This is a genomic window from Microbacterium sp. VKM Ac-2923 (assembly GCF_022815605.1).
Classification (GTDB): domain Bacteria; phylum Actinomycetota; class Actinomycetes; order Actinomycetales; family Microbacteriaceae; genus Microbacterium.
The window spans coordinates 144,057-163,010 of sequence record NZ_JALGRP010000006.1 but is presented as its reverse complement, the minus strand read 5'-3'; the positions used below and the strand labels follow the sequence as shown (position 1 = coordinate 163,010).

The following is an 18,954-nucleotide window of genomic DNA, read 5'->3' as shown; positions in this document are numbered from 1 at the left end:
GACCTCGTGCGAATCGCTGAGCGCGCGGCGCCACACCCCGGACCCCGGCCCCGGCATCCCCGGCCCCCACCTCCGCCGTCTGCACGACGTCGGCGGGCTCGCGCGCCCCTGGGTCAATCGTGCGCGCACAGCCGGGGATGCGGAGTCCGGCACCGGGGGATCGCGCGCGCGGTCAGCCGCCGGTCACCCGCTGCCAGAGGTCCACGACCAGCGGAACGACGTCGGACGCGCGGTCGGCGGAGCCGACGGCCACGGCGATCAGCGGGAACACCGTCACCGCCAAGGCGACGAGGACTGCGATGACCGCGAGTGTCCATGAGATCCACGGGCGTCGGCGCGTGACGGCCAGCAGCAGGGCGCCGGCGACGACCAGCAGGCCGAGGAGGGTCACACCGGTGACGCTGCCGAGGGGGAAGGGGACGAGCCCCGCCGTGCTCGCGGTCGTCGCGGCGAGGAAACTCACGAGCGGCAGATAGAGCGCCAGCGCGATGAGGGCCGCGAGAGCGGCGCCGACGCCGGTAGCGACGTACACGCCACGGGGTCGGCGCGCACGCGAGAAGGACACGCGCCTCACGAGAGCACCCCGGACAACGTCCCGCGGCGGTCGATGAGCCTGGGTGCCATGTCGTCGTCCTCTCCTCGGTGACGCGGTCGTTCGCCTGCACCAGTGAGACGCGCCACGGCGGCGAAACGTCACGGGCGAGAGGCACCTGCAGGAGAAGCCGGCGGTGCGAGACTCGACGCATGAACGCGATCGGCATCCGCACCCTGGACGACGTCGACGGCATCCACCAAGCCGCTCGCGTCCTCGACGAGGTGTGGGGCGAGCGCGGCACGATGCCGGCGAACATCCTGCGGGCCCTCGAGCACGCGGGCAACTACGTCGTCGGCCTCTTCGACGACGAACGGATGATCGGCGCGTCCGCGGCGTTCTTCGGCCCGCCCGCCGAGCGCTCGATGCATTCGCACATCACCGGCATCCTTCCCGGCCACCAGGGTCGCGGTCTCGGCCGTCAGCTGAAGGAGCATCAGCGCGCCTGGGCGCTCGAACGGGGCGTGGGGCACATCACCTGGACGTTCGACCCGCTGGTCGCCCGCAACGCCCACTTCAACCTCGCGGTGCTCGGCGCCCGCGCGACGGAGTACCTCGCGGACCACTACGGTGCGATGGCGGATGCGGTGAACCGCGGTGACGAGTCCGACCGGCTGATGGTGTCGTGGGCGCTCGCGCAGCCGCCCGCACCGAAGCCGACGGATGCCGAGATCATCGCCGTCGTGACCGTGCCGGATGACATCGAGGCTCTCCGCCGCAGCGATCCGACGGCCGCCGCCGACTGGCGCCGGCGCCTGCGCGACGATCTGGGCGGGCACCTGGCATCCGGACACCGCATCGGCGGGTTCGATCGCCGTGACTACGTGATCGTCGAGGCGGCTACGACGGATTCGGCAGCGGCGTCGGCGACGTGAGCCTGATGTACGAGGGCGCCGCATCGGCTCGCCCCTCCGCGGTCACTGCTCGCTGATCGGCACGTCTTTCTCCGCCGCCGGGTCTCCCGGGCCGGGTCCCGGACGCACCGCGGCGTCGTCGCGCACGTCGATGCGCGTGACGCCGTCGTGCTCACTCACGTCGAAGCGCGGGGCCGCGTCTTCTTCGGTCGCCTTCGGGGCACTCGTCAGCTGGTCGTGACGGTTCTCTTCGAAGCTCTTGTCGTCGGTCATCGCGATCACTCCTCGCCGGCCGAACGCCAGGCGTCCGACTCCATGTGCGAGCCCGCCTGCGGGCCCATGTGCAGCATCCCGCCGTCGACGACCCAGCTCGCTCCGGTCACGTACGAGCCCGAGGGCGATGCGAGGAAGCGGATGACGGCGGCGATCTCCTCCGGCTTGCCGGGACGGCCGAGGGGGATGCCGGGGCGATGGATGCGATCGGCATCCTCGGCCGACATGTCGTTGATGGGGGTCGCGATCTCGCCGGGGGCGACCGCGTTCGCGGTGATCCCGTACTGGCCGAGCTCGAGGGCCATGGTCTTGATGAGCCCGCCGACGCCGTGCTTGGCGGCGACGTACGGTGCGGATCCGACGCGCGGCTGGTGCTCGTGCACGCTCGACACGACGATGAGCCGTCCGCCGTTGCCGGCCTTCACCATGCGGCGGGCCGCGGTGTGCAGGGCGAGGAACGCGCCGTCCAGGTTGAGCGAGATGTCGGTGCGCCAGGTGTCGAAGTCGAGGTCGAGGAACGATCCGCCGATACCGCCGCCGGCGTTGTTGACGAACACGTCGAGGCCGCCGAGCTCGTCGGCCATGGCGTTGACGGCATCCGGGACCGCGTCGAAATCGGTCGCGTCGAACTGCGCGACGGTCGCGCGCGACCCGCGGGCGCGCACCTCTTCGGCGACCTTCTCGGCGCCGTCCTTGTCGGAGTGGTAGGTGATCGCGACGTCGAGACCGGCGTCGGCGAGGGCGAGGGCGGTGGCCGCGCCGATCCCTGAGTCGGAGCCGGTGACGATCGCGTGGCGGGGGGTGAAGACGTCGCTCATTGTGCCGACGGTACGCGCGCGGCTTCCCGCCGCCCGCGGCCTTGCCACGGCCCGGCACGGACGTTACGGTCGCGGACCAGACCGGCACAACGCAGGAAAGTCGCCGTCATCCTCGCGACTCGGGCTGCGACCCGGGGTCGAAAGCGCGAAAGTTCCTGCGTTGTGCACGCTCCGCCCCACTACCCTGCCCCCATGCCCCTCACCCGCCCCGCCTCGCCCGTGACCCTGGATGCCGTGGAGCTCCGCGTCCTGCAGATACCCCTCGTGTCGCCTTTCACGACGTCGTTCGGCACAGAGACCGTGCGGGAGGTCATCGTCGTCACGGCGGAGACGTCCGACGGCCGTGGCTGGGGAGAAGTGGTCACGCAGGCGGAGCCGTCGTACTCGAGCGAGTACACGCAGGGCGCGTGGGACGTGCTCACGCGGTTCCTCGCCCCGGCCCTGCTTGATCGCCGCACCGTCGCGCCCGAGGAGGTCAGCGGCATCCTGGACCGGGTCGTCGGGCACCGCATGGCCAAGGCGGGTCTCGAACTCGCGGTCATCGACGCCGCCCTCCGCGCCGACGGCCGAAGCTTCGGGTCCTACCTCGGCGCCGAGAGAACCCGCGTGCCCTCGGGCGTCTCGGTCGGCATCCAGCGCGATCCCGCTGCCCTCGTCGACGCCGTCGGCGGCTACCTCGACGAGGGCTACGTGCGCATCAAGATCAAGATCAAGCCCGGTCGCGACATCGACGACACCGCCGCCGTGCGGGCGGCCTTCGGTGGCATTCCGCTGCAGGTCGACGCGAATTCGGCCTACACGCTCCAGGATGCCGACCTGCTCGCCGAGCTGGATCGCTTCGACCTGCTGCTGATCGAGCAACCCCTGCAGGAAGACGACCTGGTCGATCACGCGACCCTCGCGAAACGCCTGACCACCCCGGTGTGCCTCGACGAGTCGATCGTGTCCGACAAGGCCGCGGCGGATGCCCTGGCATTGGGGTCGGCGGCGATCCTCAACATCAAGGCGGGACGCGTCGGCGGATACCTCGAGGCCGTCGCGATCCACGACCGCGCGGTGGCCGCCGGCATCCCCGTGTGGTGCGGGGGCATGCTCGAGACGGGGATCGGACGCGCCGCCAACGCCGCCCTGGCCGCCCTCCCGGGCTTCACGCTGCCGGGCGACATCTCGGCATCCGCCCGCTTCTACGACCGCGACATCGTCACCGAACCCGCCGTGCTGGAGGACGGACACGTGCGCGTGCCCACCGGTGCGGGGCTGGGCGTCGAGATCGACGAGGCGGCGCTGGAGGCCTTCACCGTGCGCCGCGAGCGGATCACGCGGTGAGACGGACCGGGCGCGACGCCGGCGGACGACACGGCCTCGGCGAGACCGATCGCGACGACGTGCCGTGGGGTCGGCCGGCCGTGGACGGCATCCCGATCCCGCCGTTCGCGGATGGTGCGGCCCACCGCACCTACCTGCGGTCGCTGCAGACGTTCGTGCTGCTGCTCGACGCGGGCGACCCGCAGGCTGCGACCATCGCTCTCGCCGCCGCCCTCGAGGCCGAGCTTCCGCCGGCGGCGACCGAGGCTCCGCGGTTGTCGCCGCTGGCGGTCGGGGTGAGCCTGTCGACGTTCTTTCCGGCGCCCTGGACGCCCGGCGCGCTCGCGCTCGCCCTCGACGGGTCGGGCTATGGCACGCCCGTCCGCAGCCGGGGCGGCTGGTCGTGGGGCAGCGATCCCGACTACACGGCGACGCACCTGCGGCCGGGATGGCGGATCGAGCGCCGGGAGCGCGGGTCGCGCACGCACGCGACGCTGCCGGACGACGGCGACCTGGTGCTGCTGTGGATGGACATGTTCCGAGGCCGCTTCCCGTACCCGATCGCGCACCTGCCCGCCGGCTCCGTGCCCCCACCCGAGGCGCTCGCCGCGGCCGCCCGGGCGACCCTCGCCGCCCACTCCGTCAACGTCTCGATGCCCTACCTGCAGAACTGGCGGAAGGAACGCGACCGGGCGGGAGGGAACGGGCCGGGCGAGGCCGGGCCGCTTCGATAAACTGGATGCCGCGCACTCGCGCACGATCCCCACATCTTTGCGACCATTGGAGCCACCGTGGCCGAACAGTCCCGCCTCGATAAGGTCATCGCCCTCGCCCGCCATCGCGGGTTCGTGTTCCAGGCCGGTGAGATCTACGGCGGTTCGCGCTCGGCGTGGGACTACGGCCCCCTCGGCACGGAGCTGAAAGAGAACATCCGCCGCCAGTGGTGGCAGACGTTCGTGCGCGGTCGCGGCGACATGGTGGGCCTGGACTCCAGCATCATCCTGCCCAAGCGCGTGTGGGAGGCATCGGGCCACGTCGCCACCTTCACCGACCCGCTGGTGGAGTGCCTCAGCTGCCACAAGCGCTTCCGCGCCGACAACCTCATCGAAGACTTCGAGGCCCGCAAGAACCGCAAGGCCGAGAACGGTCTCGCCGACGTGCCGTGCCCCAACTGCGGCACCAAGGGCCAGTACACCGAGCCCAAGTCGTTCTCGGGCCTGGTCAAGACCTACCTCGGCGTCGTCGACGACGAGTCGGGCCTGCACTTCCTGCGCCCCGAGACCGCGCAGGGCATCTTCGTGAACTTCTCGAACGTGCTCACGGCATCCCGTCGCAAGCCCCCGTTCGGCGTCGGCCAGGTCGGCAAGGCGTTCCGCAACGAGATCACGCCCGGAAACTTCATCTTCCGCACGCGCGAGTTCGAGCAGATGGAGATCGAGTACTTCACCCCGCCCGCCGAGGCGAACGAGTGGTTCGAGCACTGGGTCGAGGCGTGCTGGAACTGGTTCATCGAGCTGGGCATCGACGCCGACAACATGAAGCGTTTCGATGTGCCCGAAGACGACCGCGCGCACTACTCCGCCGGCACGATCGACGTCGAGTACCGCTTCGGCTTCCCGGGCAAGGAGTGGGGCGAGCTCATGGGCGTCGCCAACCGCACCGACTACGACCTCAAGAGCCACTCCGAGGCGTCGGGTCAGTCGCTCACGTTCTTCGATCAGGCTTCGGGCGAGAAGTACACGCCCTACGTCATCGAGCCCTCGTTCGGACTGACCCGCGCGATGATGGCGTTCCTCGTCGACGCGTACCGCGAAGAAGAGGTGCCCAACGCCAAGGGCGGCACTGACACCCGCACGGTGCTCAAGCTGGACCCGCGCCTCGCGCCCGTCAAGGTCGCCGTGCTGCCGCTCTCGCGCAACGAGCGGCTGTCACCGCTGGCCCGCGAGGTCGCCGACACCCTGCGCGCGGCCGGCTGGAACATCGACTTCGACGACGCCGGCGCCATCGGCCGTCGCTACCGTCGCCAGGACGAGATCGGCACCCCGTTCTGCGTCACGGTCGACTTCGACTCCCTCGACGACAACGCCGTGACGGTCCGCGACCGCGACACGATGGGCCAGGAGCGCATCGGTCTCGACGCCCTGCACGCCTACCTCGCCGAGCGCCTGCGCGGAGCCTGACGCCCACGCACACGCGACCGGATGCCACGACCTCGGGGTCATGGCATCCGGTCGCCGTCGTTTCCGGCACCGCGCCGAGGACGGGCGGGCGCCGGTGCGTCGCCCGGTCGCGTCCCCTGCCACACTGATGCCGGGGGGAGCCATGAGAGCACGAACGACACCGCAGCCGGCCGCGCAGGATCCGGATGCCGAAGGACCGCCGCCTCGTCGCCGGCGACGCCGCCTGACGTGGGCCCTCGCCCTCGCCGCGGCCGTCGCCCTCGTCGTCGTCGCAGTGTTCTCGTTCACCCCGTGGCCCGCCGCGATGATCGTGCGCGCGGTCTTCGAGAAGAACGGCGCCGAGACGGTCGCCGAGATGCAGCGGCACGTGCCCGACACCCCGGTGCGCGCCGAGCTCGGCGTGCCCTACGGCTCGGGCGGCGACGACACGACCCTCGACCTGTTCACCACGGCCGCCGCGGGGGAGAGTCGCCCCGTCGTCGTCTGGATCCACGGCGGCGCCTGGGTGTCGGGGTCGTCGGCCAACGTCGATCCCTACTTGCGCATCCTCGCCGACAGCGGGTACACCGCGATCGGGTTGAACTACAGTCTCGGCCCCGAGCAGGTCTACCCCACCGCCGTGCGGCAGCTCAACGACGCGCTGGGCTACATCGACGCGAACGCCGACGATCTGGCGGCCGATGCGGACCGCATCGTTCTGGCCGGCGATTCGGCGGGGGCGCAGCTCGCCAGTCAGCTCGCCGCGCTCACCACCAACGCCGACTACGCCGAACTGCTCGACATCACCCCGGCGTTGAGGGCATCGCAGCTGGCCGGGGTGGTGTTGAACTGCGGTATCTACGACGTGCGGTCGATGGACGACCTGAACGGTCTCATCGGGTGGGGCTTCGGGTCATCGCTGTGGGCCTACACGGGGACGAAGGACTGGTCGGTCGAGAGCGCGGGCGCCACCATGTCGACGATCGACTTCGTGGCATCCGGATTTCCCCCGACCTTCATCAGCGGGGGCAACGGCGACGGTCTGACCTGGCTCCAGGGCATCCCGATGGCGCAAAGACTGCGGCAGCTCGACGTCGACGTGACCACGCTGTTCTGGCCCGCCGACCATAAGCCGGCGCTCCCGCACGAGTACCAGTTCCACCTCGACCGGCCCGAGGCGCAGCAGGCCCTGGCCGAGACGTTGACGTTCCTGGCGAAGGTCGCACCGCTGCCGGCGGAGTGAGGTCGGTCGGCGTGCCGATTCAGCCCAGGTGCACCGCGGTGCCGCCGCGGGCGGTGGCGGCCGCGTCGACCAGGCGGAGGCCGATGACGCCCTCGGGCTCCCAGGTGGTGAAGCAGTCGGTCGACCACCGGGCGTCGGCCGGCACCTCGGCGGCGCCGTAGACGCGGGTGAGCTCCGCGGGCGCGGGGACGAGACGCGGGCGCAGCACGGTCAGGACGACCCGGTCGATCATCACGACCTGGGCCGCAGCGCCGTCATCGAGCGGGCGGATCTCCACCGGGGTCGCCGCGAGTTCTTCGGGCGTGAGCACGGCGGAGACGGCCTCGGCCAGCGCCTCGATGTCGATCGGCTCGCGGGTGAACGCGACGCTACTGCGGGGCACGGTTCCTCCTCCGTCGGGTCAGGGGCGGTTCTTCGGCGTCGGGCGTCGCGGGCGGGGTGGCGTTGCCGGGCGCGGTGGCGTCGGGCGGGGTGGCGTTGCCGGGCACGGTGGCGCCGGGCGCGGTGGCGTTGCCGGGCGCGGTGGCGTCGGGCGGGGTGGCGTTGCCGGGCGCGGTGGCGTCGCCGCGCGGGGGCGCGGTGGTCGGCGCGGCGGGGAGCGTGACGTCCTCGACCTCGGGAACGACGGTGCCGGATGCGGCACCCGCCTCGGCGCCCTCTGCGGACCGAGCCGCGGCATCTCCGCCGGCCCCGGCGCCCGTCGTGGTCCCCGCGTCGACCGAGACGCCGGCATCGGTCGCTCCCAGGCCGGTGTCCGCCACAGCGACGGCGGTCGTGGCATCCATCGACGCGATGTCCCGGTCGGCCGGCTGGTCGTCGTGCGCCTCTTCGGCGACGAAGTTCGCCACCTGCACGAGGGTCGGACGGTCGCCGCGGCGGGCGAGTCGGCCGCGGCCGGCGATCATCGGTTCGGCGTAGAGCTTCGGCAGCAGCGCGCCCTCGGAGCGGTCGCCCGACATGATCAGCGCGGTGCCGCCGGTGTCGCGCACCCCCTGTAGCGCGAGGTCGAACATGGCGCGGGACGCGCCGGCAACCGGACGGCTCACCACCACGTTCAGCCGCAGGTCGCGCGCCGGCGCGAGGTACGGCAGCAGCGGGCGCAACGGCTCGGTGCCGCCGGCGGCCAGGATGTCGAAGTCGTCGGCGACGACGAGGATCCGCGGACCCGCGTCACGATCGCTCTGCCGCTTCTCGAGCTCGACGGCGATGGACTCCGCGAGCAGCCGTGCCTGCCGGCCCGACGAGGCGTGCCCGCCGAGATACGCGTCGGGGATCTCGGATGCCAGGTCTCCGCGGGCGTCCATCAGCGCGACGACGAGTTCCTCGGGGGAGTGCCGATCGATCGCGCCCTGCACGATCCCGCGCAGCACCGTCGTCTTGCCGCAGCGGCTGTCACCCAGCACGAGCAGATGCGGGTCGCGCGTGGCGAGGTCGAGGGCGACCGGCTGCATCGTGTCCTGGCGCAGGCCCAGGGGCACGGCATCCGGTTCATCGATCGCGTCGGGGAGGTCGGCGGGGTCCAGCACCTCGGGCAGCAGCCGGATGGGCGCCGCGCCCTGGCCGCCCCAGCGGGCCGCGCTCTCGCGCGCGAGCTGTTCGAGGGCTTCGCCGGTGTCCCCGTCGTCGACCTCTTCGAGCAGCGGCAGCGCGATCTGCGCGAAGAGCTTGGCATCCGTCAGCACGCGGCCCGGCTCGTCGGCGCGCAGGGTGGTCGACAGCTTCCGCGCGATCTGCGAATCGGCGGGGTCGTTGAGCTTGAGCTCGAGGCGCGTGCCGATGAGGCCCTGCAGGTTCATGCGCAGTTCGTTCCAGCGCGACAGGGCGACGACGACGTGGATGCCGAAACTCCCGCCGCGTTCGAGCAGCTGGCCGAGCGGCGCCTCGAGGTCTTCGAAATCCTGGCGAAGGGCCCCGAGACCATCGACGAGCAGCACGACGTCGGCGCTCGGCAGGTCGGGGAGGCGCCCGGCGGCGTGCTGGCGGCGCATGTCGGCGAGAGAGTCGAGACTCCGATCGCGGAACACGCGCTCGCGCGCGGCGAGCATGCCGGTCAGTTCTTCCAGCAGGCGTGTGAGCCGTTCACGGTTGCCGCGGGTGGCGACCCCGCCGACGTGCGGGAAGGGCTCGATGCGCGCGAGACCGCCGCCGGTGAGATCCATGCCGTAGATGCTGACCTGGCGCGGCGAGTGCGTGAACGCCAGCGACGCGGCGAGGGTGCGCAGGAACATGGAGCGGCCCGACTGGGGTGCGCCGGTGATCGAGACGTGTCCGCCCGAGCGCGTGAGATCCAGCATCCACGGCCCCTGCGTCTGCGTCGACGGATCGTCGAGCAGTCCCATCGGCGCACGGAGCGTGCCGGCGCCGTCGGCCTGCGGCAGCACGCCGCCCAGGGTCAGCACGGGGGGCAGCGGCGGGAGCCACACCGGCCGGGTGCGCGCGATACCGCGGGCGAGCTGCGACGTCGCGGCCTGGACGAGCGTGCGGCCGGTCGTCGGGGTCTCGGGCTCGGCGCTGTCGAGCTCCTCCTCGTCGGGCGTCTCGTCGGGTAGGTCGTAAGCGGGCAGAGCCAGGACGGGCGGGGCGTCGTCGTGGCGGGGACCCGAATCGACGGGGTCGGGAACGGCGCCTGAGACGTACCCGGCGCGGAAGCGCGTGTACACCGAGGTGTCGACCTTGAGGTAGCCGAAGCCCGGGATCGCCGGCAGGTGGAACGCGTCGGGGGTGTCGAGCACCACGGCCGACTCCGACTCCGAGAAGGTGCGGAGCCCGATGCGGTACGACAGGTAGGTGTCGAGGCCGCGCAGGCGACCGGCCTCGATGCGCTGGCTGGACAGCAGCAGGTGCACCCCGATCGAGCGGCCGATGCGCCCGATGGTCAGCAGCAGCTCCACGAAGTCGGGCTCGGCGGTGAGCAGCTCGCCGAACTCGTCGATGACGAGGAACAGGTGCGGCAGGGCGGGGAGTTCCGGGCGGTCGCGGCGCATCTGCCGGTAGTGACCGATGGATGCCGCGTTCCCGGCATCCTTCAACAGGCGCTGCCGACGCACGACCTCGCCCTGGATGCTGGCGCGGGCGCGCTCGGTGAGCTGGGGGTCGTCGGCGAGGTTGTCGATGATGCCGGCGACGTGCGGGAGCCGCGCGAACGGGGCGAAGGCCGCACCGCCCTTGTAGTCGACGAGGATCATGCTGAGGTCGTCGGGCGCGTGCGTCAGCGCGAGACCGAGGATGAGCGTACGCAGCAGCTCGCTCTTACCGGAGCCGGTGGCGCCGATGCAGATCCCGTGCGGGCCCATGCCGAGCTGCGCCGATTCCTTCAGGTCGAGCAGCACCGGCGCCCCGCGGTCGTCGACGCCGATCGGCACGCGCAGGAACTCCGCCGCGCTGCGGGTGCGCCAGACGGCCGTGGTGTCGATGGCGTCCACGTCGGAGACGCCGAGGAGTTGCGTCACGTCGGGGGCGAGGGCGGTTCCGGTGTCTTCGGCCGAGGTGCGACGCAGGCGCAGCCCCGCCAGGGGCCGAGCGACGATCTCGAGGGCTGCGGGAGTGAACGCGTCGATCCGGATGCCACCGACGGCGGCTTCGCCCGACCCCGGTGTCTCGATGGTGGCGACGCCGCCCTCGACGGTGACGCGGACGGCGACCGTCGTCGGTTCCTTGAGCCGGTCGTCGACGAGGTGCACGACCGTCACCCCGAGAGCCGCGAGGTCGAGCGCGGCATCGAGGCGGGGAACGGGGGATGCCGCGCGGTCGGCCTCATCGACGAAGATCACCAGGCGGCCGGGCTTCGTGCGCCGACCCGCGCGGCGCGACGCGGCGGCGGTGGCGACGCGGTCGCGCACCTCGTCGCGCAGCAGCGACAGCAGGTCGGGAAGGCTCGGCGCGATGCGGCGCGCGGTGACGGCACCGGTCGGCGGGCTGTCGCCCACGACGTGCGGGAGCAGGTCGAACCCGTGCCAGTCGCCCCGCTCGGCGGACGCGATCGCGGCGGCGACGTGCACGTCGTCGGGGGAGTGGAATGCGGCGATCTGCGCCGCGAGGGCACGGGCGACGCGCAGGGTGTCGCTGCGCGCGCCGACGAGAGAGACCTGTCCGCCGCGCTCGAGGTCGACCGTCGCCGGCATGCCCTGTGAGACCCCGGCCAGGCGCACCATGCGCTCGGCCGACTCGCGCATCACGGGGTCGAAGGGCTGCACGGGGTTCTGCTCGGGCGGCAGTGCGACGTCGACGGCCCGCAGGTCGCCGGTGCCGATGCGTGCGCGCAAGAAGTCGGCATCCCCTGGGCGTCGCTCCCAGCGGCGGGCCGGGTCGGCCGCGATCTCGACGAGCGTGCCGGGAGCGGGATGCAGCGCGAGCGCCCTGCTGCGTTGAGTGTCGGCCGTGCGGCGCACGTCATCGCGCGTCTCCTCGAGGTAGTCGAGGTAGCGCTCGCGCTGCACGCGGCGCTGGCGGGCGGCGTTGCCGCGCTGGGTGAGGGCCATACCGAGACCGCCGACGAGCGCGACCACGAGGATGACGGCGCCGACCACGACCATGATCGGGTTGTTGCGCAGCAGCACGATCATCGTGATCGACGAAAGGCTGCCGACGATCGGCAGCAGCGACTGCAGCGGGAATCCGGTGTTGCCCTCGCCGATCGGCGGCGGCGGAGCGAGGATCACATCGGGAGCGGGCTCGACCGCGTCGCTGATGCGGGCCGGACGGTGAACGATGCGGACGGTCATTCCGACCTCCCCGTCGCTCCCACCACGGCGGCGGCGAGTCGCACGACCGCGAGGTGGGTGGCCGATCGTCGCGCGCGCCCGCCCGCCGCGAGTCCCGCGTCGAACGGGATCGGCACCACCGTGTGATCGGCGCCGGTGGCGAAGGCGCGGGCCACCCCGTCGCCCTCCCGACCGTGGTCGACGAGAGCGAGCACGACCGACGGCGATTCCGGGAGTCCGCGCACCGCCCCGACGACCGAGCGGGCGTGTTCCGCCGCGGCGCGACGGGCGTCGCTCACGAGGCAGACGATGTCGCACAGCGCCGCGCACGCGGCCAGGTCGACGAGCGGATGCCGCGGACCGAAGTCGGTGATCGCGACGTCGAAGAAGCGGGCGATGGGAGCCGCTTCGCCGAGCCACGCGCCCACCGCGTCGTCGGCGTCGCGGGGCCGCAGCGCCACCACACCGTCCTGCTCGGACAGCCCGCTGAGGGCCTCGGCGGTCGTCCGGGCCGCGGCTCGGGTCTCATCGGGCGGTACGGGGGCTGCGGCGAGACGAGCGGCGAGTCCGGTGGCGCCGGTCGACACGTCCACGGCGAGCACCGGCTCGCTGCGCCGCCCTGCGATCGCCCGCGTGAGCTGATGCGCGACGGTGCTGGCGCCGGCGCCCGGGGTCAGCGACACCACGCCGACGCGGCGCGTCGTCGACAGACCGCCGCGGATCGCGGCATCCCACCCCGTCAACCGGATGCGTCCGTTCGCGCCGCTGCCGAACACCGCGGTCGACACCGCGCGCAGATCGAGCACGGTCACGACCCGCCGCCGAACATGCCGAGGAGGTCGGCATAGACGCCCAACGCTCCCACGAGCAGCGGAACCAATGACACCACGGCAAGCGTCTCGACGATGTTGCCGAGCCCCCGCAGCCGTGCCCGAACATGGGGGCGGGGGCGCACCAGCACCATCGTCGCGATGAGGGCCGCCGCGACGACCGCGGCACCGGCGCCGAGCCATCCGAGGCCGCCCGCCAACAGCACCGTCAGACCCGCTGCGGCGATCGCGCCCGCGGCCGCCCACAGCAGCCACCCCTGCCAGCGCAGGGGGAATGCGCGCGTGCGGAGCGCTGCGACGAGGAAGAACGCCGCCGCGAGCAGTTCGGACCAGATCGTGCCGGAGAACGCGAGGACGACGCCGGTGACCCCGAGAACGGATGCCACGGCCCCCACGCTCCACGTGAGCGCGGCGTACGTCTCGTCGATCGCGGCCAAGGCGCGGGGGCGAGCGGGCGGGGCGCCATCGGCGGCGCGTTGGTCGAGATCGGTGAGCCCGGCGACCGACAGCGCGACCCAGGGCAGAGGGCCGGTCGCGAACGCGGCGACGACACCGGCGATGGCCGCGGCGGCCACGGCATCCATCCCGCCGAGGAGCAGTCCCAGCAGCAGCGACGACAGAACGGCGCCCAGGGCTCCGCCGGCGGCGGCGCCGCGACGGCGGTGCGCGACGCCGGCGCCGAGGGTCGCCACGGTGGATGCGGTCGCGACGGCGGCGGCGATGCCCCCGATCGTGGCGGCGTCCGCCGCCAGGCCGTGGGATGCGAGGGCGGCCGCGGTCGCACTGCCAATGGGGAGCGACAGCCCCGCGGCGGCGGCGGAGACGCACGTCGACAGGCGGCGCAGCCCCCCGATGCCCAGGCCCGTGGCGACGGCCGCGAGCACGAGGGTCACCGCGAGCAGCGCGAACGCCGCGAGGGTCAGCGACGACCAGGGTGAGAGCCATCCCGCGACGGCGAAGGCTGCGGCGATCCCGATTCCCCCCGCGACGGCCCGAGCCCGGTCATCCCACCGGTCGGGACGGGCATCGTGCGCATCAGCGGCGGCGTCGGTCACATCGATGACCACGGGCGGAGGCGGTGCGGCGTCCAGGCGTACGAGGCGCACGAGGGTGCCGTCGACGAGATCCAGTTGGTGCGGCGTCAGCGCGATGTCGATCTGCTCGCCGTCGGGCGCGATGACGGCCAGTGGCCGCTCGACGGTACCGGCGGTCTCGCCGAGCAGGTCGAGAAGCCGGGGCAGGGCGGCGCCGACCGGCTCGCCGCTGGGGACGACGACCTCGGCCCGGCGCTCCGAGCCCGCGACGGTCAGACGGGTGTAGATGCTCACGGGGTGACGGCTCCGGTCGGGGTCTGGATCGAGGTGCTCGCTTGCGCGCGCTCGGTGAGCAGCTGAGAGACGAACGACACCCCTACGCACGCGGCGCAGGCGATCGCGGCGACCACGATCGAGCCCATCAGCCGCTTCATGTGGTCGTTGACGGTGCGCCGCTCCCCGATGTGGCCGTAGACGAGGGCGGCGCCCAGGCGCATGCGCTGGATCTTGGCCTGCTCGATGAGGACCGTGTCGCGCTGGTCGGGCATCAGCGGATTCCTTCCTGCGGGAGCAGCTGCGGGCGCACGCGAGGGACGACGTCGAGCATCTCGGGCATCAGCGGATTCCTTCCTGCGGGAGCAGCTGCGAGCGCACGCGAGGGACGACGTCGAGCATCTCGGGCATCAGCGAACTCCTCCGGGCGAGTCGAGCTGCGCGCGCACATGCGGGGCGACGGCGAGCAGATCGGCGAGACGCGCCGGGTCCAGCGTCGCCAGCACGTCGTTCAGCCGGGTCCATCCGCCGCCGTCGACCGAGCCGAGCGGAAGCAGCACGCCGGGAAGCCGGGGGCTGCCCACGATCGTGCCGCCGGCCTCCTCGATCCAGCGCTTCGCGTCGATGCCCAGGGCACGCACGCCCGGCGGGCCGATCAGCAGGGCGAGGGGCTCGGGATGCGGTGCCGCGGTCGCTCGTCGCGCGAGGTCGGGTGCGCCGATCGCGGCGAAAGCGACGCCGATGAGCGGAAGCCCCACCGTCGCCGCGCGCGCGAGCAGTTCGCGCGCCTCGGCGGTCGCCGCCGTTCCCGCCTCGCGCCCGACGCCCGGCACCGCGGCCCACACGCGCGTGGTCTCTTCGAGCCCCTCGCTGGTGCGCGCGGCGTGGATCGTCGCGATGACGGCGCGTTCGCCGCCGCCGACGGCGATCCAGTGGCTGTCGAGCGGGATGCGACGCCGCGACCGCTCGGTGAGGTCATCGCGATCCCAGGGCGCGAGCAGAGGTTCGACGCCGCCCCACGCGGCGGGCTCGGCGTCGGTGAACAGCGCGACCGCCGCCTCGGCGACCCCGCCCAGGCGCAGCGGCCGGGTCACGCGGTGACGCGTCGACACCGTCGCCACCACCTGCAGAGTGGATGCCACCTGCGCACGCAAGAAGAAGGGGTGCACGGTCTCGGGCGTCGGGGCTCCGACGGTGAGCGCGTCGGCGGGAGCATCGAGGCGCACGCCCGTGCGGGCGTCGTAGAAGCCGTCGTCGCGGGTTCGGACGGCCCAATGCCCCTGCACCGCCGACAGCACCTGGGCCAGCGGTTGCGTCATGCGCGAGTGTTCGCCGGAGACGACAAGGGGACGAAGCCCCTGGGTCGCCGTCGTGTGCAGCCAGTCGCTCATCGCGGTGGTCAGGGCGATGATCGGCGCGCGCGTCTCGGTGCCGGCCCAGCCGGGGCCGGCGGCGTCGAGGAGGGGATGGTCGACGGTGGTCATGCGGCATCTCGAACGGTCAGGGTGCGATCGCCGATCTCGAGGACGACACCGGTGGGCACGGGGGTGCGCTGGTGGGGGAGGAGGGGAGTGGAGGAGCCGTCGCCGCGCACGAAGGTGCCGTTGGTCGACCCGAGGTCGGTCACCCATACCTGCCGGCCGTCCCATTCGAGGCGCACGTGCGACTTCGACAGCGTGCGCGACATGTCGGCCCAGCGGTACACCTCGGCGGGCGCGTCGGCCGGGGCGGAGGGGGCGCGCCCCAGGATGAGGGCGGTTTCGAGGGGCAGGCGCTCTCCCGAGTCGAGCATGAGTGTCGGAACCATCCCCCGCCGGGCCCGGCCGGGGGCTGCGGGCGCTGCCTCCGGGAACTCGAACGGCGCGATCGCCGGGGCGAACGGGTCGCGCCCGCGGCGCAGGTCGAACATGGCGAGCTTGCCGGATGCCAGGGCCCACAGCGCCGAGCCGCCCGCGGCGGCGCCGGTCGTGCGACGGACGATGCGGGCGTCGACCGTGGCCGAGCCGAGGGTGCGGCCCGCGCGCCCGAGCAGCCAGACGCTCACGGCGAGCAGGCCGACCGCGACGATGATGAGAAGCCATCCGACGGCAGGCGGGCCCGTCACGACGACGACGACTCCGGCGGCGATGAGGGCGGCCGGCATGACGATGTCGAGCGCCACGGCGCCGGCGATCTTGCCGGCGCGAGCGTGCTCGCTGTTGACGAAGGGGTCGACGTCGGCCAGGTGTGGTGTCTCCTGCATGCTCGTCATCGGTGCCTCCTCGACCTTCCACCCTATGCGGGTCGCTGCGGCGCTGCCGAGACGATGCACCCGTTGCGTGGATAACTCGTCGCGCGGCGGAATCGCGCGATCATCAGCGCGCCTCCTGCTCATCGTCGGCGGAGGCGGGGATGAGCGTTGTCGCGGTCTGACGGTAGCCGTCGAGGGCGTCGAGCGCGACGACGAACGAGACCCCGCCATTGCCGCCGCGGTCGTCGTGCACCTCCGCGCCGGGGAGCGTGATGAGCGTGTTCCACTCCGGGCTGCTGTAGGTGTACAGCACGGCGAGGTATCCGCCGTCGGAACGGGGGAGGGGAGCGTAGGCGCGGACCATGTCGTGGGTCCAGGTCGAGACGAGCGGGATCCAGTGGCCCTCGTAGACCGCCTCGGAGTCAACCTGTTCGGCGCGCAGAATGGCGTCGGATGGCACCTTGCGGTGTCCTACGCCCTCGTGGTCGTAGAGAAACACCTCGGACGGCAATTCGCCCACCTCGATTCGCCGAGTCGGCGCGAACCACCCGGCGGGCGTCAGCACCCACGTCCCGGTGCTGCGGATCATGTCATGCATGTCACTCATCCTGATCTCCGAGCAGGCGGTCGATCTACGCGTCCACATCCACGCGCCGCGCCCCCGTAGACCGCGAGGATCTCTTGCTGACCGTCGTCGACGATTCGCCAGAGTTCGGCGCCGGGATAGTAGCGGGTGATCGACATGTTCCACACTGGGACGACCTCGTAGTCGTGGGGGAAAGGGGCCACTTCGCTCAACGAGGCGCTGCGGTCGACGTGAAGGGAACGTATTCTCGTGCGCGCACCATCTCCTCGAACTCTGCCGCCTCAGCGGCTGTGACCTCTTCGAGGTCGGATTCGAGTGAGAACGCGAAAGAGTTGTGGATCTGCCGCCGAGCGTCGGCTCGCCATTCGCCCACATCCTTGAGGACCTCGTCGACGATCACTCCGTCGATCGTGCGCCGTCTGTAGAGTGCGATCGGGATGGGAGAGGCGCCCTCGCCGCCGTACCGCACGAAGTAGCGGGGGGCGTCCTGGCCAGACTCAATCCCCAACCACCGGAGGCGGAAGAACCAGCGGGAGGCGAGAGCGTCGATCGCAGCGGACGACAGGGTTGGTCGTGAGGCCGCCAGCCGACTCTTGTAAGCGGTGGCCCCTCCGTCGGAGCGGGTGCTGAGATCCGAGATGGTCAGATCGTCGGACGCCGTGATCGCATCGTAGACACGGGCGAGCAGCGGGGTCGCGTCAACCGAATGCCCGGCACCCGCGACAGCCCCGGCCCCGGCCGCGCCGCGTTCCGCGGCCCTCGCTTCGCGATTGTTCGCGTGCCAGGCGGCCACGCTGTTGAGCGAGCGCAGTCGGGAGAGGAGGTTCTCCAGGGCGGGCTCTTCCGACGAGAACTCGCGGCGTCCGACGGGAGTTGCGCGCTCGTCCGTCGCGAAGACGACCCACCCGTCGGGGGTTCGCTGGACTGCGACGACGTCGGTCTCGTTCGTCGCGTTCTCGAAGCAGCGGAATCCGCTCAGCCCCTCGCTCCGGATGGCAGTGAGGATTTCTTCGCGTGTCAGCGTCACTGACGGACGTCCTTGATCCACCCGAGCCCCTCCATCATGTCGGTGCTCTCGTCTGTGCGCCGACGCGCACCTGGGACCACTCCGTGGACGGCTGCTGGACATACGAGGTGAGTTCCACCTGGTCGCCGCGGACATCCGCGGCGAACTCGGTCCCGCCGTGGACCACGCGTGCCGAAGAAACGACTGGACTGGTGCCATTCCTTGACCGGCGACCTGCGAGTAGCCGCGTTCACGGACGAGCTGAGACATTTCGGGGTGCAGGCGCTTCTGCCGAACGGCCTTCATGGGCTCCCCATTGCGTGTCGTGTCGATTCGACGTGCACGTCGTCCACTTCACTCGGTTGCACCAACGTCGACCACCCGTCGTTCTGGTTGCCGTCGAGTCCCGCGGCGAGAGCCTCGTCCGGCGTGGTGCCGGCGTACCAGACCCTGACCATTCCGCGGCGGAGGCCTCTCTTGATTCGCTCGCCCACCGTGACGGGCACACCGTGCCAGGTGCCGGTGACCTCCTGCGTGTAGCGAGCGGAGATCACCCGCCACGGGAGTTCCACCCACTGATCCTGGGGGTCGTCGTTCATCTCGATCGCGTCGGGGAAAGCCTCGCGGGTGGGCGCGTCGTCCGTGAGGAGGCGGACGTCCTCGTCACCACCGGAATGCCGCGAGTAGCGCTTCCCGCGGTACTCGAACTGCGTCTCGCTCACGGGAATTGTCGACGACATCCGTCACCCCACCGGTATTTACGCGCCGGCGCGAAGCACCGCGAAGAGTCGTTCAGTGCCATCATCCAGGATTTCCCCCATCGACCGCCTGCACCCACGTTCCGATGCTGCGGATCATGCGCGCACGTCGCTCATGCTGAGCCACGCGGTTGCGCGGGGACGGCGAGGGCGTGTCCGTCGATCTGGCGAGCATCGGGCGGCGGAGTCATGAGCTGGGCGGTCGCCACCCGAAACGCGCCGCACGATCCAACGCGACGGGACCGAGCGCCCGCGCATGTGCGACAACGTCCAGCAGGACCTCGTCACGGGGG

Annotated in this window: 18 protein-coding genes; 5 read left to right on the top strand and 13 right to left on the bottom strand. The window is 72.0% G+C overall.

What is annotated here, in order from left to right:
* Window positions 1–172: 172 nt before the first annotated feature.
* The gene (locus MT347_RS11895) at window positions 173–574 is read right to left on the bottom strand and encodes an MFS transporter permease (RefSeq protein WP_243501398.1); all 402 of its coding nucleotides are present in this window, start codon (window positions 572–574) and stop codon (window positions 173–175) included.
* 170 nt (window positions 575–744) lie between these two features.
* On the opposite strand from MT347_RS11895, the gene MT347_RS11890 reads away from it, so the two are divergent.
* Complete coding sequence (locus tag MT347_RS11890; RefSeq protein ID WP_243501397.1) at window positions 745–1,467, top strand: GNAT family N-acetyltransferase; 723 nt, start codon at window positions 745–747, stop codon at window positions 1,465–1,467.
* Between the two features lie 42 nt (window positions 1,468–1,509).
* On the opposite strand, the gene MT347_RS11885 is transcribed toward MT347_RS11890, so the two are convergent.
* Window positions 1,510–1,719, bottom strand: a complete 210-nt coding sequence (locus MT347_RS11885) for a multidrug transporter (protein ID WP_243501396.1) — start codon at window positions 1,717–1,719, stop codon at window positions 1,510–1,512.
* Between the two features lie 5 nt (window positions 1,720–1,724).
* Entirely contained in the window at window positions 1,725–2,537 is an 813-nt protein-coding gene (locus MT347_RS11880; protein ID WP_243501395.1) for an SDR family oxidoreductase, read from the bottom strand.
* Window positions 2,538–2,729: 192 nt separating this feature from the next.
* Here MT347_RS11880 and menC point away from each other — a divergent pair, with 192 nt between their 5' ends.
* The 4 genes from menC to MT347_RS11860 all read left to right on the top strand — a co-directional run bounded on the left by menC (window position 2,730) and on the right by MT347_RS11860 (window position 7,244).
* A complete protein-coding gene (menC, locus tag MT347_RS11875; RefSeq protein ID WP_243501394.1) occupies window positions 2,730–3,863 on the top strand; it encodes an o-succinylbenzoate synthase in 1,134 nt (377 codons plus the stop codon).
* Window positions 3,860–4,576 (top strand): hypothetical protein, encoded by a 717-nt coding sequence (locus tag MT347_RS11870; protein ID WP_243501393.1) that lies wholly within the window; start codon window positions 3,860–3,862, stop codon window positions 4,574–4,576. The genes menC and MT347_RS11870 overlap by 4 nt, the downstream gene beginning before the upstream one ends.
* Window positions 4,577–4,633: 57 nt before the next feature.
* Window positions 4,634–6,022 carry a glycine--tRNA ligase gene (locus MT347_RS11865; RefSeq protein WP_243501392.1) on the top strand — a complete coding sequence of 463 codons (1,389 nt, stop codon included), beginning with the start codon at window positions 4,634–4,636 and terminating at the stop codon, window positions 6,020–6,022.
* A 142-nt stretch (window positions 6,023–6,164) separates the two neighbouring features.
* The gene (locus MT347_RS11860) at window positions 6,165–7,244 is read left to right on the top strand and encodes an alpha/beta hydrolase (protein ID WP_243501391.1); all 1,080 of its coding nucleotides are present in this window, start codon (window positions 6,165–6,167) and stop codon (window positions 7,242–7,244) included.
* A gap of 19 nt (window positions 7,245–7,263) precedes the next feature.
* On the opposite strand, the gene MT347_RS11855 is transcribed toward MT347_RS11860, so the two are convergent.
* The 10 genes from MT347_RS11855 to MT347_RS11810 form a co-directional block, all read right to left on the bottom strand.
* Complete coding sequence (locus tag MT347_RS11855) at window positions 7,264–7,626, bottom strand: hypothetical protein (protein WP_243501390.1); 363 nt, start codon at window positions 7,624–7,626, stop codon at window positions 7,264–7,266.
* Entirely contained in the window at window positions 7,613–11,965 is a 4,353-nt protein-coding gene (eccCa, locus tag MT347_RS11850) for a type VII secretion protein EccCa (protein ID WP_243501389.1), read from the bottom strand. The genes MT347_RS11855 and eccCa overlap by 14 nt, the downstream gene beginning before the upstream one ends.
* The gene (locus MT347_RS11845) at window positions 11,962–12,756 is read right to left on the bottom strand and encodes a hypothetical protein (protein WP_243501388.1); all 795 of its coding nucleotides are present in this window, start codon (window positions 12,754–12,756) and stop codon (window positions 11,962–11,964) included. The genes eccCa and MT347_RS11845 overlap by 4 nt, the downstream gene beginning before the upstream one ends.
* Window positions 12,753–14,102, bottom strand: a complete 1,350-nt coding sequence (locus MT347_RS11840) for an EsaB/YukD family protein (RefSeq protein WP_243501387.1) — start codon at window positions 14,100–14,102, stop codon at window positions 12,753–12,755. The genes MT347_RS11845 and MT347_RS11840 overlap by 4 nt, the downstream gene beginning before the upstream one ends.
* Complete coding sequence (locus MT347_RS11835; RefSeq protein ID WP_243501386.1) at window positions 14,099–14,356, bottom strand: hypothetical protein; 258 nt, start codon at window positions 14,354–14,356, stop codon at window positions 14,099–14,101. Before MT347_RS11835 ends, MT347_RS11840 begins: the two co-directional genes overlap by 4 nt.
* A 135-nt stretch (window positions 14,357–14,491) precedes the next feature.
* The gene (locus tag MT347_RS11830; protein ID WP_243501385.1) at window positions 14,492–15,565 is read right to left on the bottom strand and encodes a DUF6177 family protein; all 1,074 of its coding nucleotides are present in this window, start codon (window positions 15,563–15,565) and stop codon (window positions 14,492–14,494) included.
* Window positions 15,562–16,332 (bottom strand): FHA domain-containing protein, encoded by a 771-nt coding sequence (locus MT347_RS11825; protein ID WP_243501384.1) that lies wholly within the window; start codon window positions 16,330–16,332, stop codon window positions 15,562–15,564. Before MT347_RS11825 ends, MT347_RS11830 begins: the two co-directional genes overlap by 4 nt.
* 103 nt (window positions 16,333–16,435) lie before the next feature.
* The gene (locus tag MT347_RS11820; RefSeq protein WP_243501383.1) at window positions 16,436–16,909 is read right to left on the bottom strand and encodes a hypothetical protein; all 474 of its coding nucleotides are present in this window, start codon (window positions 16,907–16,909) and stop codon (window positions 16,436–16,438) included.
* A gap of 196 nt (window positions 16,910–17,105) precedes the next feature.
* Window positions 17,106–17,924 (bottom strand): hypothetical protein, encoded by an 819-nt coding sequence (locus tag MT347_RS11815; protein ID WP_243501382.1) that lies wholly within the window; start codon window positions 17,922–17,924, stop codon window positions 17,106–17,108.
* Window positions 17,925–18,205: 281 nt separating this feature from the next.
* Window positions 18,206–18,625 (bottom strand): hypothetical protein, encoded by a 420-nt coding sequence (locus MT347_RS11810; RefSeq protein ID WP_243501381.1) that lies wholly within the window; start codon window positions 18,623–18,625, stop codon window positions 18,206–18,208.
* Window positions 18,626–18,954 lie beyond the last annotated feature (329 nt).

What these genes read in the sequence shown, in the direction of transcription:
- MT347_RS11890 (WP_243501397.1), top strand. Translation starts at nt 745, where the DNA reads ATGAACGCGATCGGCATCCGCACCCTGGACGACGTCGACGGCATCCAC.
- MT347_RS11885 (WP_243501396.1), bottom strand. Translation starts at nt 1,719, where the DNA reads ATGACCGACGACAAGAGCTTCGAAGAGAACCGTCACGACCAGCTGACG.
- MT347_RS11880 (WP_243501395.1), bottom strand. Translation starts at nt 2,537, where the DNA reads ATGAGCGACGTCTTCACCCCCCGCCACGCGATCGTCACCGGCTCCGAC.
- menC (WP_243501394.1), top strand. Translation starts at nt 2,730, where the DNA reads ATGCCCCTCACCCGCCCCGCCTCGCCCGTGACCCTGGATGCCGTGGAG.
- MT347_RS11860 (WP_243501391.1), top strand. Translation starts at nt 6,165, where the DNA reads ATGAGAGCACGAACGACACCGCAGCCGGCCGCGCAGGATCCGGATGCC.
- eccCa (WP_243501389.1), bottom strand. Translation starts at nt 11,965, where the DNA reads ATGACCGTCCGCATCGTTCACCGTCCGGCCCGCATCAGCGACGCGGTC.
- MT347_RS11835 (WP_243501386.1), bottom strand. Translation starts at nt 14,356, where the DNA reads ATGCCCGACCAGCGCGACACGGTCCTCATCGAGCAGGCCAAGATCCAG.
- MT347_RS11830 (WP_243501385.1), bottom strand. Translation starts at nt 15,565, where the DNA reads ATGACCACCGTCGACCATCCCCTCCTCGACGCCGCCGGCCCCGGCTGG.
- MT347_RS11825 (WP_243501384.1), bottom strand. Translation starts at nt 16,332, where the DNA reads ATGACGAGCATGCAGGAGACACCACACCTGGCCGACGTCGACCCCTTC.
- MT347_RS11820 (WP_243501383.1), bottom strand. Translation starts at nt 16,909, where the DNA reads ATGCATGACATGATCCGCAGCACCGGGACGTGGGTGCTGACGCCCGCC.